This is a genomic window from Sphingopyxis sp. (assembly GCF_036402335.1).
Classification (GTDB): domain Bacteria; phylum Pseudomonadota; class Alphaproteobacteria; order Sphingomonadales; family Sphingomonadaceae; genus Sphingopyxis.
In genome coordinates this window covers 1-14,794 of the sequence record NZ_DASWTD010000367.1, presented here as the reverse complement: position 1 = coordinate 14,794, position 14,794 = coordinate 1, and the positions used below count along the sequence as shown (strand labels likewise).

12 protein-coding genes and 1 tRNA gene are annotated in these 14,794 nt (G+C 66.5%); 5 read left to right on the top strand and 8 right to left on the bottom strand.

The genetic code is table 11. From position 1 onward, the window contains the following. From VGD20_RS11700 to ftsE, 4 genes are all read right to left on the bottom strand, one after another. On the bottom strand, nucleotides 1-713 hold a 713-nt coding region (locus tag VGD20_RS11700; protein ID WP_331134613.1), incomplete at its 3' end, for a lysophospholipid acyltransferase family protein. A gap of 10 nt (nucleotides 714-723) precedes the next feature. After that, the gene (locus VGD20_RS11695; protein WP_331134612.1) at nucleotides 724-1,254 is read right to left on the bottom strand and encodes a YdcF family protein; all 531 of its coding nucleotides are present in this window, start codon (nucleotides 1,252-1,254) and stop codon (nucleotides 724-726) included. Beyond that, complete coding sequence (locus tag VGD20_RS11690) at nucleotides 1,251-2,168, bottom strand: cell division protein FtsX (RefSeq protein ID WP_331134611.1); 918 nt, start codon at nucleotides 2,166-2,168, stop codon at nucleotides 1,251-1,253. The genes VGD20_RS11695 and VGD20_RS11690 overlap by 4 nt, the downstream gene beginning before the upstream one ends. Further along, entirely contained in the window at nucleotides 2,165-2,896 is a 732-nt protein-coding gene (gene ftsE, locus VGD20_RS11685) for a cell division ATP-binding protein FtsE (RefSeq protein ID WP_331134610.1), read from the bottom strand. The genes VGD20_RS11690 and ftsE overlap by 4 nt, the downstream gene beginning before the upstream one ends. A 159-nt stretch (nucleotides 2,897-3,055) precedes the next feature. Here ftsE and VGD20_RS11680 point away from each other — a divergent pair, with 159 nt between their 5' ends. After that, nucleotides 3,056-3,823, top strand: coding sequence for a zinc-ribbon domain-containing protein (locus VGD20_RS11680; RefSeq protein ID WP_331134609.1), 768 nt, complete (start codon nucleotides 3,056-3,058; stop codon nucleotides 3,821-3,823). A gap of 30 nt (nucleotides 3,824-3,853) precedes the next feature. On the opposite strand, the gene VGD20_RS11675 is transcribed toward VGD20_RS11680, so the two are convergent. Beyond that, nucleotides 3,854-4,915 (bottom strand): YeiH family protein, encoded by a 1,062-nt coding sequence (locus tag VGD20_RS11675; RefSeq protein ID WP_331134608.1) that lies wholly within the window; start codon nucleotides 4,913-4,915, stop codon nucleotides 3,854-3,856. Nucleotides 4,916-5,024: 109 nt separating this feature from the next. Between VGD20_RS11675 and VGD20_RS11670 the strand changes: the two genes are divergently transcribed. The 4 genes from VGD20_RS11670 (at nucleotide 5,025) to VGD20_RS11655 (ending at nucleotide 9,192) form a co-directional block, all read left to right on the top strand. Further along, nucleotides 5,025-5,101, top strand: a tRNA-Arg gene (locus tag VGD20_RS11670). A 64-nt stretch (nucleotides 5,102-5,165) separates the two neighbouring features. Further along, nucleotides 5,166-6,383, top strand: coding sequence for a CoA transferase (locus VGD20_RS11665; protein ID WP_331134607.1), 1,218 nt, complete (start codon nucleotides 5,166-5,168; stop codon nucleotides 6,381-6,383). Further along, entirely contained in the window at nucleotides 6,380-7,594 is a 1,215-nt protein-coding gene (locus tag VGD20_RS11660) for an acetyl-CoA C-acetyltransferase (RefSeq protein WP_331134606.1), read from the top strand. Before VGD20_RS11665 ends, VGD20_RS11660 begins: the two co-directional genes overlap by 4 nt. Nucleotides 7,595-7,596: 2 nt before the next feature. After that, nucleotides 7,597-9,192, top strand: a complete 1,596-nt coding sequence (locus VGD20_RS11655) for an acyl-CoA dehydrogenase family protein (protein ID WP_331134605.1) — start codon at nucleotides 7,597-7,599, stop codon at nucleotides 9,190-9,192. On the opposite strand, the gene VGD20_RS11650 is transcribed toward VGD20_RS11655, so the two are convergent. Genes VGD20_RS11650 through VGD20_RS11640 form a run of 3 tightly spaced genes read right to left on the bottom strand, consistent with a single transcriptional unit; the run spans nucleotide 9,189 to nucleotide 14,471 of the window. Continuing rightward, nucleotides 9,189-10,352, bottom strand: coding sequence for an alginate lyase family protein (locus VGD20_RS11650; RefSeq protein WP_331134604.1), 1,164 nt, complete (start codon nucleotides 10,350-10,352; stop codon nucleotides 9,189-9,191). The two genes, VGD20_RS11655 and VGD20_RS11650, sit on opposite strands and share 4 nt — an antisense overlap. 4 nt (nucleotides 10,353-10,356) lie before the next feature. After that, nucleotides 10,357-11,529, bottom strand: a complete 1,173-nt coding sequence (locus VGD20_RS11645) for an alginate lyase family protein (RefSeq protein ID WP_331134603.1) — start codon at nucleotides 11,527-11,529, stop codon at nucleotides 10,357-10,359. A 56-nt stretch (nucleotides 11,530-11,585) separates the two neighbouring features. Next, nucleotides 11,586-14,471, bottom strand: a complete 2,886-nt coding sequence (locus VGD20_RS11640) for a TonB-dependent receptor (RefSeq protein ID WP_331134602.1) — start codon at nucleotides 14,469-14,471, stop codon at nucleotides 11,586-11,588. Nucleotides 14,472-14,794: the final 323 nt, after the last annotated feature.

The window sequence follows — 14,794 nt, the reverse complement described above, 5'->3', positions numbered from 1 at the left end:
AAAAGCAACGCCTCGGGCGGGTTCAGCGCGTTGATCGCGCGCCAGACGCGCTCTTCGGCCTCCTCGCGCGGCAGGCCTGCGGGGATCGTCTCGCCGACCTTATAGGTGATCGTCCCCGACCATTTGACCCAGCGGCGCGGGGGATAGGCGATGCCGCTGTTCACCGCGACGGGGATCACGGGCACGCCGAGCAGGCGGTAGATGCCCGCGAAACCCGAACGTAACGGCGGCGCCATCCCGTGCGGAATACGCGTGCCTTCGGCAAACAGGACGAGCGGGCGACCCTTTGCGAGCGCGGCCCTGGCAGCATTCAGCATCGCGCGCATCGCCTTGCCGCCGCCGTCGCGGTCGACCGGAATCAGGCCATAGAAATGCGCCGCCTGGCCCCATACGGGGATGTTGAAGAGCTGTTCCTTGGCAAAGACCGCGGGATGCCGGAACAGCCCCGGCTGCTCGATCGTCTCGAACGCGCCTTCATGCTTGAAGACGTAGAGGACGGGAATGTCGGGCATTTCGCCCTCGACGACGATCTTGTGGCCGAGCACGAAGCGGCAGATCAGCCGGTGGAACTGCGCCCAGATGCGCACGAACCAGATCGTTGCATGATGCGAGACCGGGAGCGAGATTACCGCGCCGATCGACGAGACGCTGCTCATGATGACGAACAGGATCCAGAACAGAATCGAGCGGACGAGGGCGATAATGTAGCGCACGAAGGGGCGTTTACAGCCCGAGGAGGCCGCCCGCCAGCCCCGCGAGATATTTATGATATTCGCGGAACAGCGTTGCGAAATTCGGCTGGCTGCGTACCGCGTCGGGCAGGATCGTCACCTTGTCGCCGACCGCGCGGCCGATTTCATATTCGGCGCGGCGCATGTGCCAGTCGGTGGTGATCAGCCGGATGCTCGTATATTTGCGCCGCTGTGCCCAGGTCGCGACCTCGGTCGCATTCGACCGCGTATCCTCGGCCTCGAACCCCAGCGCGATGCAGCAATCGAACAGGTCGAGCGGGCGCTTATATTCGGCGGCGAGCTCGCGCGGTTTCACTTCGCGCGCCACGCCGCTGATCAGCAGCCGCTTGGCGTCGCCCGCCTCGAGCCGTTCGAGTGCGCGGTCGATCCGTCCCGGCCCGCCGGTCAGCACGACGATCGCATCGGTTTTCTGGGCACCGGCGGGCAGCGGCAGCAGCAGCGCGAACCAGGCGAAGCCGAGCACCCATGCCAGGAAAAACAGGGAAATCAGGCGCTTGATCATAATATCTTCTTCAGCGCGGCGAGCAGGGTCTGGCGCGCCGTGAGAGCGGCTAGCGCGATAGCCAATAGCGGCAGTGCCAGCAAGAGCGCCCAGCCCGCCGTGCCGAGCGACGCGGTCGCCGCGAGCCCCGAGGTGACCCCCGACCATTGCCAGCCGATCAGCAGCAGTATCGCGGCGGCGACGACACTGCCGAGCGCAATGCCATAAGCGGTGTCGATCGCGATGCGCCGCTGGAACAGGCGGGTGATCTGGCGGTCGGTGGCGCCGATCAGGTGGAGCATCTCGATCGTCGGATAATGGGTGGCGAGCGCGGCGCGCGCCGTCATGATCACCACCGCCGCGCTCGCGAGCGTCATCAGCAGCACCATCGCGCCGGCGATCCAGGCGAGCGAGCGGATCAGCCGCGCGACGGGCCCCAGCCATTCGGCGTGCGGGATGATGCGCGCGCCGGGCGCCTCGCGGGCAACCAGCGCCTCGAGCTGTCGCATATGCCCGTTGCGGTTCTCGCCGACGAAGTCGATGTCGACGAGCGCGGGGAGCGGCAACGACTTGAGCAACGGGTCGTCGCCTCCCTCGCCGTTCGCTTCGCTGCCGAACCATTGGCCGAGCGTTTCCCGGAGCTCCTCCTGCTCGACCGAGCGCGCCGACAGCACGAACGGCTGCGCGGCGGCTGCGCGGCGCAGCGCGGCGGCCTGTTCGGCGCGCGTCACCGGATTGGCGGTGACGATCTGCACGGTGACGCGTCCGGCGATGGCGTTGCCGATCGCATTGGCCGACCGCGCGAGGCCCATGCCGGCGGCGGCGGCGAGCAGGGTCAGCATCATCAGGATCGCGATGACCCATGGCGTCGGGCCCGACAGGCGGCGGTCGGGAAGCAGGCGGCGATGCTGGACCGGGACGCGCGGGATGATCATATCCGGTTCGCCGGGGGATAGCGCAGCGCGCCGGTGGGGTCGGACAGCCGACCCTTTTCGAGCCGCATCATCTGCGCATTCTCGATCCGGCTGATCAGGTGGATATCGTGGGTCGCGACGACGACGGTGGTGCCGAGGCGGTTCAGCGCCTCGAACAGCCCGAGCAGGCGCATCGCCATTTCGGGATCGACGTTACCCGTCGGTTCGTCGGCGACGAGCAGTTGCGGGCGCGCGATCACCGCGCGTGCGATCGCGACGCGCTGCTGCTCGCCGCCCGACAGCGTGGCGGGGCGCGCGTCGGCGCGTTCGTCGAGGCCGATCCAGCTCAGCATTTCGCCGACCGGACCCGACAGATCCTCTTCGCTGACCCCCGCGATGCGCAGCGGCAGCGCGATATTGTCGCGCGCCGACAGGTGCGGGATCAGCCGGAAATCCTGGAACACCACGCCGATGCGGCGGCGAAAGCCCGGCAGGCGGTGGCGCGGCATCGCGACCAGATCCTCGCCGAACAGCCGCACGATACCGCGGCTCGGCCGCTGCGCGAGATAGAGCATCTTCAGCAGCGACGTCTTGCCCGCACCCGACGCGCCGGTGAGGAAATAGAAGCTGCCGGGTTGCAGGTTGAAGCTGATATCGCTCAAAACTTCGGCGTCAGGGCCATAGCGTAAGCCAACCCCGTTGAATTCCACCATAGCCCCCCCGGGGCGTGCCGGAGCACCGTCCGTCATGACGTCGCTCGCGCGCGATCACATGCCCGCGTCGGTGCAAGGAACAGGGGCGCTGGTCCGCTCATCCCGCTGCCTCTCGCACGGCTGTCCACAGAGGACAAGCCGGGAGTGTGACGCGAAGCTTGCAACGCCGCGAATCAGCGTGTTTAGAGGAACCCCATGATCCTTGCCTGCCCGTCCTGTCATACGCGTTATGTCGTGCCCGATACGGCAATCGGCCCCGCGGGCCGCACCGTGCGCTGCGCCAATTGTCGACATAGCTGGTTTCAGGAGCCCGCGAAGCCGGATCTTGCGAGCCAGCCGGCCGCTCCTGCAGAACCCGCTGTCCCGCCGCCATCTGCACCGGCTCCCGAACCCGCCGTGTCCTATACAGATGCTCCGGCGATAGCTCCCGCCGGCAATAGCACGCCGCCCCCGTCCTTTGCCGTGGTCGAGCCGGCGCCGCGCCCCGCCCCCGTCCTCGATGACGGCGCTCCCCTGCCGTTCCGCCGGCCGCGGCGCAATCCGGCGAAGCGGTGGACGATCATCGCGGCCAGCGCCGCGGTGCTGATGCTCGCCGCGACCGGTGGCCTCATCTATTTCGGTCTGCCTAGCTGGGCGCAGGGTCTTGGCCTGCCCGGGCTCGCCGCCGAGCCCGACCTGGTGATCGAGTTGCCGCCGAACCAGGATCATCGCGAACTGGCCGACGGGACGATCTACTTCGCCGCGTCGGGGGTGATCATCAACCCGACCGACCGCGAACAGCGCGTGCCGCCGATCCTCGCCGAACTGCGCGATGCGCAGGGAACGATCGTCTATAGCTGGACGATCAAACCGCCGGTGCGGATGCTGCCACCGAACGAGAAGGTCAATTTCAGCGAGGCGAAGCTCGATATCCCGCGTCGCGCGACGCAGCTGACGGTTAGCTGGGCACTTCCGAAAGGCTGAAATACAGCAGGTTGAGGTGATGCCCCGGCGTCACAGGCAGAGCGCGGCGGCCAGCGAGAGCAGGAAGCTGGTCAGCGTCGCGACGATGATCGGCGCGAAGCTCCGCCACCCCTGATCGAGCAACAGGTGCAGCCGCGCCTTCATCGCAGTCGCGACGATCGCGAGCAGCAGGAGTGCCGAAGCGGCGGTGGCCGCAGCATCGTCGACCGGCTTCGGGACGGTGATCAGCGAATTGATCGCGGCGATGGCGAGAAAGCCGAGAATGAACCAGGGCAGGCGGAGCGGAATGTGCGCTTTGCTCTCCGTCTCGCCGCTCCGGCCCAGCCAGAGCGCGACGAGCATCAGCATCGGTGCCAGCAGGGTGACGCGCGTCAGCTTGACGATCGTCGCGACCTCCCCCGCCGCAGGCGAATAGGAAAAACCGCCGCCGATCGCCTGCGCGACATCGTGGATCGACGCCCCGATCAGGAACCCCGCCTGCGCATCCGACAGACCGAATTCGGCGGCAAGCACGGGATAGAGCGTCATCGCGAGCGCGCTCGCGACGGTGATGCCGACGAGTGTGAGCGTGAAGCGCGCCTGGTCGACCCGCCGGTCGCCGATCAGCGAATAGAGCGCGAGCGCGGCGCTGGCGCCGCAGATCGCAGTCGCGCCGCCCGCGAGCAGGCCCGCGTCGCGGCTTTGTCCGAACAGCCTCGCGCTCGCGACGGTGATCAGGATCACCGCGGTCATGATCAGCGCCAGCAAAGCAAAGGGCAGCGGACCGAGATCGGCAAGCTGCTGTGCCGTGATCCGCGCGCCGATGAAGACGATACCGATGCGGAGCGCGGTCTGAGACATCAGGTCGAGCCCCGCATGCGTGCGACGGTCCTGCGAGAGAAAACTCAGCGCAAGGCCGATCAGCAAGCCCATCAATACGATCGGCACGGCATAATGATCCGCGAGCCACCCCGCCGCGAGCGCCGCGATCGCGGTGACGAGGACGCCGGGCAGATAGTCACGCCAGCGGTGCCGTGCCGGTGGATGCACCTCGAGCTGCATTTCGCCGTAGAGGTCGGCGGCCATCGGCCAATTTTGATCGGACGATTTCACCAAAACTCCCTTGCCCAATGCGCGAGGCCCCCGCTTCGCATATCCGCAGCAAGCGGTCGATAGCCCATTGCTGGCGCGGCGCGGGCTTGCTAGAGGCCGCGCTCTATCAGCACCCGTAGCTCAGCTGGATAGAGCGCTGCCCTCCGAAGGCAGAGGCCAGGGGTTCGAATCCCTTCGGGTGCGCCAGATAGCTTCAACCGGTGATCTACCGGTGACTTCGCGGGAGACGCCGGAGGGAGATTGGCGCCGGATGTACGACCTGCTGGCCGGCCTGTCGGTGATCGAAGCTTCGTCCTTTGTCGCCTCCCCAACCGCCGGGCTTTACTGTGCGCAAATGGGCGCCGAGGTAATCCGCGTCGACCAGATCGGCGGTGGTCCCGATTTTCGCCGCTGGCCGGTGACCGAGGCCAATGATTCGCTGTACTGGGAAAATCTGAACCGCGCGAAGAAGTCGGTCGCGCTCGACCTTGGCCGGCCCGAAGGGCGCGAGCTGCTCCAGGCCCTGGTGCGCGCGACGGGACAGTTCGTCACCAATTTTCCGGTCGGCGGTTTCCTGTCGCACGATGCGCTCGCCGAAGGGCGGCCTGACCTGATCACCGTGCGTGTGATGGGATGGGCCGACGGATCGCCCGCGCTCGACTATACGGTGAACAACAGCGTTGGTTACCCGATGCTGACGGGTTCGGGTCCCGAGCCGGTCAACCATGTGCTGCCGGCGTGGGATTTGCTCACCGGTGCCTATGCCGCCTTTGCGCTGCTCGCGGCGATCCAGCGGCGGGGTACGACGGGCGAAGGCGGCGAAGTGCGCATTCCGCTCTCCGACGTCGCGATCGGTACGGTCGCCAACCTCGGCGGTGTCGCGGAGGTGCTTTATGCCGGTGCAAACCGGCCGCGGCTCGGCAATGCGGTCTATGGCCTGTTCGGGCGCGACTTCGTTACACGCGACGGCCAGCGGACGATGATCGTCGTCGTCACGCCGCGCCAATGGGCGAATTTGATCGCGGCGCTGGGGCTCGGCGCGGCGGTTGTGGCGGTCGAGACGGCACGCGGCGTTTCTTTCGCGACCGACGACGGACTGCGCTTCACGCATCGCGATGCCCTCTATCCGCTGTTCGAAGCGGCGATAGCGGTGCGCGACCATGCCGACCTCGCTGCGGCTTTCGATGCCGGCGGTATCGTCCACTCGCCCTATCGCACCATGCACGATGCCGTGCAGGATCCAGCGCTCGTCGCGGACAATCCGATCTTTGGGCAAACCCATAATCCCAGCGGTTTTGCCTATCCCGCCGCGGGTGCCTTTGCGACCTTGCCGCAGCTGGACCGCCGCCCGCCCGCTCCAGCGCCGCGCAATGGTGCGCACAGCGAGGAGATATTGAGCGATCGCCTTTCGCTTTCGGGCACCGAGCTTGCCCGCCTGATCGATGCCGGTATCGTCGGTGTCGCCAAAACTGGAGACCGAAGCAAATGACCCTGCGCCGCGCCGCCATCGTCGCCCCGATCCGTACCGCCGTCGGCAAATTCGGCGGCGCCTTGTCGTCGATGACGGCGGGCGAGCTCGGCGCGGTGATCCTGAGGGCGTTGGTCGAACGCACCAAGATCGACCCGGCGCGTGTCGACGACGTCGTCTTTTCGCAAGGCTATGGCAATGGCGAAGCGCCGAGCATCGGCCATTGGTCGTGGCTGGCCGCCGGGCTGCCGCTCGAGGTGCCGGGCTACCAGCTCGACCGTCGCTGCGGGTCGGGGCTGCAGGCGGTCGTCAACGCCGCGATGATGGTGCAGACGGGGATGTCCGATGTCGTCGTCGCGGGCGGCGTCGAATCGATGTCGAACGTCGAGCATTATTCGACCGACATTCGCAAGGGCATGCGCGCCGGCAATCTCACGCTCCACGACCGGCTGACGCGCGGCCGGCTGATGTCACAGCCGGTCGAGCGCTTTGGCGTGATCACGGGTATGATCGAGACCGCCGAAAATCTCGCGAAGGATTACGACATCGACCGCGATGCGTGCGACGCCTATGCCGTGCGCAGCCACCAGCGCGCCGCTGCAGCCTGGGCGAACGGGCTGTTCGACGACGAGCTGGTGCCGGTCCCGGTGCCGCAGAAGAAGGGCGATCCCGTCGTCTTCGCGCACGACGAAGGCTATCGCGCCGACGCGACGCTCGAGACGCTCGGCAAGCTGCGCCCGCTCGAAGGCGGGGTGGTCACCGCGGGCAATGCCAGCCAGCAGAATGATGCCGCTGCCGCTTGTCTTGTCGTGGCCGAGGACAAGCTCGACGAGCTCGGGTTGGAGCCGATCGCCTGGTATCACAGCTCGGCGGCGGCGGGCTGCGACCCGAGCCGGATGGGCATCGGCCCCGTTCCTGCGGTCGAGCGGCTGTTCGCGCGAAACGGGCTCGGCTGGAACGATATCGATCTTGTCGAACTTAATGAGGCCTTTGCGCCGCAGGTGCTCGCGGTGCTCAAGGGTTGGGGCTGGGCCGACGGTGACAGCCGGAACGGGATTCTCAACGTCAACGGCTCGGGCATTTCGCTCGGCCATCCGATCGGCGCGACCGGCGGGCGCATCCTTGCGAACCTGACGCGTGAACTGGTGCGCCGCAAGGGGCGCTACGGGCTGGAGACGATGTGCATCGGCGGCGGGCAGGGCATCGCCGCGATCTTCGAACGCGCCGTCTGAGCATGGTCGTCTTGCGCGAGGCACTGGCCGCGGCGCAGGCCTATCGCGGCGCGGCGCAGGCGGCGCTCACCGCACGGCTGGCGAAGCAACCAATCGACCGCGAACAGCGCGCAGCGCATGGCTTTGCCTGGGTCGCAACGACGGTCGCCGCGCTGGAAGCGGTGCTGGAATGGTGCGAGTCCGGCCAGAACTCGAATCCGCTCGATGCGAAGATCGCGGTGCTCGCTTTTGCGGAAGGGATCGGCCAATTTGTCGGCGGGCTTCCCATGGGACAGAATGAGATATTTCGTCCCGCCGATCTCGGGCTCGGTTCCGATGCGCGAGCGCTGGCCGGTGCCTGCGCCGGTCTGCTCGATGCCGACCATGCCACCATGCGCGCCGATGTCGCCGCCGCGCTCGCCGACGGCAACTGGCCGAGCGAAACGCTGCGAGACGCTGATCTCGATTCGATCCGTAACCAGTTCCGCCGTTTCACCGATGCCGAGATCGTCCCGCATGCGCATCGCTGGCATCTCGCGAACGACCTGATCCCCGACGGCACGGTGCAGGCCATGGCCGACCTCGGCACCTTCGGCGTTTGCATCCCCGAGGAATATGGCGGGCTTGGCCTGTCGAAGCTGGTGATGTGCATCGTCACCGAAGAATTGTCGCGCGGCTGGATCGGCGCGGGATCGCTCGGTACGCGATCGGAGATTGCGGGTGAATTGATCGCGACGGGCGGCACCCACGCGCAGAAAGCGCAATGGTTACCGCGGATCGCGAGCGGCGAAATACTGCCGACGGCGGTGTTTACCGAGCCCGATGTCGGATCGGACCTCGGCTCGCTCCAGACGCGCGCGCGGCAGGATGCGAGCGGCGAATGGGCGATCGAAGGCGCGAAAAACTGGATCACCCATGCCGCGCGCTCGGACCTGATGACGCTGCTCGCGCGCACCCTGCCTGATGCCAAAGGCTATGCAGGCCTGTCGATGCTGCTTGTCCCCAAGCCGCGCGGGACCGAAACCGATCCTTTCCCCGCCGACGGCATGAGCGGAAGCGAGATCGGGGTGCTCGGCTATCGCGGAATGCGCGAATATGCGCTGCAGTTCGATGGCATGACGGCACCCGCCGATGCGCTGCTCGGCGGCGAAGAGGGTCAGGGCTTCAAGCAGCTGATGCGGACCTTCGAGGGCGCGCGCATCCAGACGGCCGCGCGGTCGGTCGGGGTGGCGCGGCGTGCGCTCGAGCTCGGCCTCGATTATGCCGCGGCGCGCAAGCAGTTTGGCAAGGCGATCGTGCATTTTCCGCGCGTCGCCGACAAGCTGGCGATGGGTCTTGTCGATTTCGTCGTCGCGCGCGAACTCAGCTATGCCGCTGCGCGCGCGAAAGACGGCGGCAAGCGCTGCGATATCGAGGCGGGCATGGCGAAATTGCTGGCTGCACGTGCCGCCTGGTCAATCGCCGATGCGAGCCTGCAGATCCATGGCGGCAACGGCTATGCGCTCGAATATGAGATCAGCCGGGTGCTGTGCGATGCGCGTATCCTCAACATCTTCGAGGGTGCCGCGGAGATTCAGGCGCAGGTGATCGCACGCGGGCTGATCGAAGGCCGCAACTAGAGCCAGAGCAGGGGCTGGCGGACGGGGAAGTTGCGCACGACCTCGCCGATCACGGGGTCGGGGTTGAGGCGCTGCCAGAGGTCCAGCCAATCGCTGCGTTTCTGCGCGAGGCCGCCGAAGAGCAAGCTCGGCTGGCGTACCGGAAAGCCGTGCCAATATTCGATATCGGGTGGCAGCGGCCATTCTGTCTTGTCGGCGATAAAGGGCGTCATCCACGCGATCGCGCCACCGATCGAGCGGCCGTCGGACGTTTTCCAGCCAATCAGTTCGCCGCTGCCGAGCAGCCACGCCGACGCGGCGAGCACGTCGAGGTTGAACAGCGAATAGGCGTAGGGCTTGGTGCGCGCGAGTTCGAGCGGCTGGCGGCCGTCGGGTTCGATCTGGGCGGGGATGATGATCGTCTCGAGCCGCGTGCGCGCATCCTCCAGCACATCCGTACGGCCGAGCAGCGCGGCGAAAGATGCCGCCTGCAGCAGCCAGCAGGTGCCGTGGTTATTCCTTTCGTCACGCTCGGTGGTGCCGAAGGGCGAGGTCGTGAGCCAGTCCAGATAGGCGGCGAACCAGCCTTCGACACCCGCGCGGATTGCGGCATAGCCCGGCGCGTCCCGTCGCGCGAACAGCGTTGCTGCACGCGCGACCTCGACGATCTGCAGCGTATCGATCACGCCGATCGCGCGGCCGCTGTTGACGCCGATGATCGCTTGCGCGTGATTGAGGTTCGGATGCATCCGCGTCGCCGGGGTGACGAACCATGCCGAAAGGTGGCGCATCGCGGCATCGGCAAAGCGTCGCTCGCCCGTGAGTTCCCACAAGGCGGCAAGCGCGGGAACGGTGCGGCCGAAGGCAATCAGCGCGTCGCGGTGGCCGTCGAACTTGTCGGGGTTCGAACGGCCGTCGCGGCGGATGTAGGCGCCGCCGGGGTTCGCCGGATCGGGCCACCAATAATCGCCTTCAGAATAATAGTCGTGGCGGCCCGCCGGACTGCGCGGTGCGGGAATGGCGGCGATCGTGCGCGGCTGTACGGCGAGCAGGCGCGTCGCTTGCGGCAACAGGCGGCGGCGCTCGATCGCGCGTATGTCGAATGCCGGCAATCGCGGACGCGCCCACACCGCGGCCGGCGCGAGCATCGTGGCCATCAACAGCGAGCGGCGGGTGATCATTCTGTCACCCTTGGGGCACGCGGTAGCGCAGCAACAGGTCGCCGCCGATCGTGCGCGGATAGGCCCCGGGCCCCCAGGCCGCATCGGCGCGGACGAGCAGTTCGTCGAGCGTATCGGCGGGCCAGTTCATTTCCTTGTACGGCCAGTCGGCGGCGCGGCGGCGATACGCGGCGACATGGTCGGTGGCCTTGCGCAGCGAGCGTCCCTGTTCCTCGGCACGATAGAGGTCGATGCCGAGGCACGCCGCGCTGTCGGCGAGCGTGTAGGCGGCGCCCAGCGCATAGAGCGAATAATGGAAGCTGCGCGTGCGGCCGAGTTCGGCGGGGAGCGCGCCCGAAGTGTCGACCTGCCGCGCGAGACGGTGCCTGGGAAAGGCCAGGGCGATCTTGCGTGCGATATCGGGTTTGCGCGCGAACAGCGCGAAGCGCGCGATCTGCGCATCGTACCACAGGCCGTGATTGTTGGACGCGCGCGCCTCTTCCTTGCCGTTCGGGCTTCCCAGCATCCAGTCGACATAGCGCGCGAACCAGGCTTCGAGCGCGGCGCCTTCGGCCGGGCTCAGCGCACCCGACGGCGCGATCAGGCCCGCGGCGTCGATCACCGCGATGAAGCTGGCGCCGTCGAGCACACCCTCGGGCCGGCCGTTCGAGACGCCGGGCACCGCCTGCGCAAAATTCATGTTCGGGTTCATCGCCGTCGCGGGGTCGAGGAACCATGTGCGGATCACCCTTGCGGCACCCGCCGCATATTTGCGGTCGCCGCTGTAATAATAAGCAAGCGCGAGCGTATCGGCATTGCGCGCCATGCGGCTGAGCGCACTGCGGTCGAAGCGGTTCGTCCCGATGTCGGGATTGGTGTCGCCGTCGCGGCGGATATAAGCTCCCCCAGGATCGGCGGGATTCGGCCACCAGTAGCGCGCGAGGCTGAGATAGTCGTGGCGATCGCCCGACACGGGAATGCTGCGCTTGTCCATCACCGACGCAGGCTTTTCGGCAAGCGCCTTGTCCGCACGCGCGATCAGGTCGCGATAGGCCGCGCGGGTCGCAGGATTGCCGGGGAGCCCTGCCTTGATCGCTTCGAGATCGGACGGGCGGAGCGCGAAGGTGCGCCGCCCGCCGAAGGATCCAGCGTAGCCTTCGCTCCCCTGGCACGTCGCCGCCGGAGATGCCGCCGCCACGGACGGGGATGCGACGGCGATAAGGGCCAGCGGGCAAAAGGCGAGCGCGATCCGCATCAGAGCCGGACGCGGAAGCCGAAGAAATATTGCGTGCCGCTGCGCGATACTTCGGCGATGCTGTCGTACCCGCCCTTGACCATGATGTCGTTCGTGCCGGTGACGTTGAGCGCCTGCAGCTTGAGCTGGACATTCTCGGTGAGGTCGTATTGCGCCGACAGGTTGAGGTAGGTGCCGCCGCGGATCTCGCGGTTGGTGCCGCCGTTGGGCTTGTAATAGCCCGAGCGGTAACGAAGGTTGGCGCGCAGCGAGAGGCCCCATTTCTCATACCAGACCGATCCGCTCGCGGTCCATTTCGACAGGCCGATCAGGTTCGCCGGGTCGACATAGCCGGCGATCGGCGAGGTGTCGGGATATTCGAAATTGGCGAAGGCGCGGTTGACCGAGCCCTGGATGCCGAAACCGTCGAGCGGATCGGGCAGCCATGTGAAGGCATGGCTCGCGGTCGCCTCGACGCCGTAGAGATGGCGCGTTTCGCCGTCGTTGACGGGGGCGACGGGGGCGATGGTGACGGTTTCGGTCACCGGCGCGCCGCCGTCGCGGATCGTCGTGATCGTGACGTCGGTGGGAATCGGCTCCTCGGCGCTGATCACCGTGCCCTTCGCCCATTTATAATAGCCCGCGATCGAGATCAGCGTGTCCTTCGACGCATAAAGTTCGAGGCTGGCGTCGAGGTTCCACGCGCGCAGCGGCTTGAGGTTCGGGTTTCCGGTCGTCGCGTTGAAGATGATATCGTCGACCCCCGTCGCCGATGTCGTCGGATTGAGATTGACCCCGGCGCCAAAACTTTCGATCCCCGAGCGCGCGATGGCGCGATAGGCGGCGAGGCGCAGCTTGACCTCCTGCGACAGGTCGAACGCGATATTCGCGCTCGGCAGAAAATAATCATAACTGCCCTTCACGCGGTTCGTCTCGAGCGGCAGGTCGGGATCGACGCCGATCGAATAGGTATCGCCGACGGTGTCGACGACGATGCGATAGCCCTGGCGGAAGCCGATCGAGGTGATGTCGGTCTTGACCCAGCGCAGCCCGACATTGCCGCTGAACGGCACGCTGCCCATTTCGGATTCGAAATTCGCCATCGCATAGGCGGCATAGATACGCTCGGTGACGTCGATGTCGCTGGGGTCGCGGCCGTCGGCCGGGGGCGGCAGCGCATCGTCGCTGCCGGTGAAGGTCCGGAACAGGCAGTCGTTGTCGAAGCTGGCCCAGCGGGTAACGTTGGTTCCCATGCCCTTCATGTAGGAGGAGGTCGTGAAGGGCGTCCGGCATTGCTGGTTCGCCTGCGCGATCAGTTGCGCCGGCGACAGGCCGTCCACGGCGACCAGCGTATTGAGGTCGCTATTCCGTGCATTGTCGTTGGTCCGATGGTGGTCGGAGACGCGGCCGCCGAACTTGACGCTGGTGACGAAGCCATCGAGCTCGCGTTCGAGATCGAGCCGCGCCGCCCAGATGCGATCGGTGCGGTCGGTGACGAAACGGCGGCGGGCGTAGACCGAGTTCGCGGCGGTGGTCAGGAACAGGTCGGGGTCGGTGATGTCGAAATTGTCGAATTCGACCACAGGGACGACGTCGTCGCCTTCATAGGACAGCGTATAGCCGACCCGGCGGTTCGAGCGCATGCGCGTCTGCTTCTGCGTCTCGGTCCGGTGGCTGTTCGAATAGGAGGCGTCGAACGCGATGTTCCAGCGGTCGGGTGTCCAGATCAGGCTGAGGCCGCCACCGGTATATTCCTCGTTGCGCTGGCGCGTTTCGAGCTGGTTTTCGAGGTTCGAATTGCCGCGATAGCGCATCAGCGCATGCGACGAGTAACCGTTGCCGCCATCGCCAACGAGAAGCGGCTCGACGCCGCGCAGCCCCTCGGTGATGCCGAGGACGTTGCGGTCCTCGAGGCTGTTGCGCTTCGAATATTGGCCGTCGATCGAAATCTCGAAATCGGGTGACGGGCGCCACTGGATCGCGCCGATCAGGCCGTCGCGCACCTCGGAGGTTTTCTGGGTGCGGAAGCTGCGCGACGAATTGGCGAAATAGGGGTCGACCAGCGTCTCGTTGTCGTTGCGCGCCGTCTCGGCGAAGGTGCAGTTCAGCGTGTTGGTGAGGCCGTTGGTTGCGGCGGTGTTGCACAGCTGGAAGGTCGAATTGGCGTTGTAATAATCTTCGGGCGCGGTCGTGTCCTGCCGCTGGTAGCCGATCGACACCCCGATATCGCCGATCCCGGTCGAGAACTGGTCGGTATAGGAGAAATTCGCGCGATAGCCGAGCCCGTCGTGCTGGTAGACGTCATTGTCCTGCGGCTGGAAATCGCCGCGCACCTCGAACTGGATGCGGCGCTTGCCATAATCGAGCGGCTTCATCGACTTGAGTTCGATGATGCCGCCGACGCCGCCTTCGAGGAAGTCGGCGCGCTGGGTCTTGTAGACGAGCACGCCGTTGACGAGTTCGGAGGGGAATTGCTGGAAGGCGACCGAGCGGTCGGGGCCCGCGGTCGACACTTCGCGCCCGTTGAAGGTCGAGAAGGACAGCGTCGGCCCGAGGCCGCGCACCGAGAGCTCGTTGGCGTTGCCCTTGAAGCGGTCGGCCGAGACGCCGACGATGCGTTCGAGCGTATCGCCGACCGAATTGTCGGGGGTTGCGCCGATTTCGTCGCTGACGAGGCCGTCGACGACGACGTCGGCATCGCGCTTGAACGCGATCGAACTGCGCTGCGTCGCACGCGTCCCGGTGACGAGAATTTCGTCGCCGGCACTGGCGTCGGCGCTTTCGGCGGGCGGCGCTACGGCTTCGGGCGCTGCACCATCCTGCCCCCATGCGGGGGCCGCGGCGGCGACGAGCGCAGCGGATGCAAGCAAGGCGGCGCGGGTGATTGCGGCCGGGCGTGACGTCATGTGAATCTCTCCCTGTCGATGTCGTCGGTTCTGGGCGCCGGCGATTTGCGATTGATACCGGTGTCAATTCGCGACGGAGCAATTGATACCGGTGTCAATTTCAGATGTAATACAACTTTGCGGCGCAAGTCAATTGTCGCTGGTCGAAAAGACCTTACGGCCGCCGGGAAAGGCGGGGTCGATCATCGCCCTGCGCCCTTCTGTGCGAGGTCGTACATCGCGGTCCCCGCGAGCACGAAGGCGCCCGCGCCGTAAAATTGCGTCTCCTGTGCCGACACGCTGTCGGGGCGGTCGCCGACCTGCTGGACCCAGCCTAGCATGCC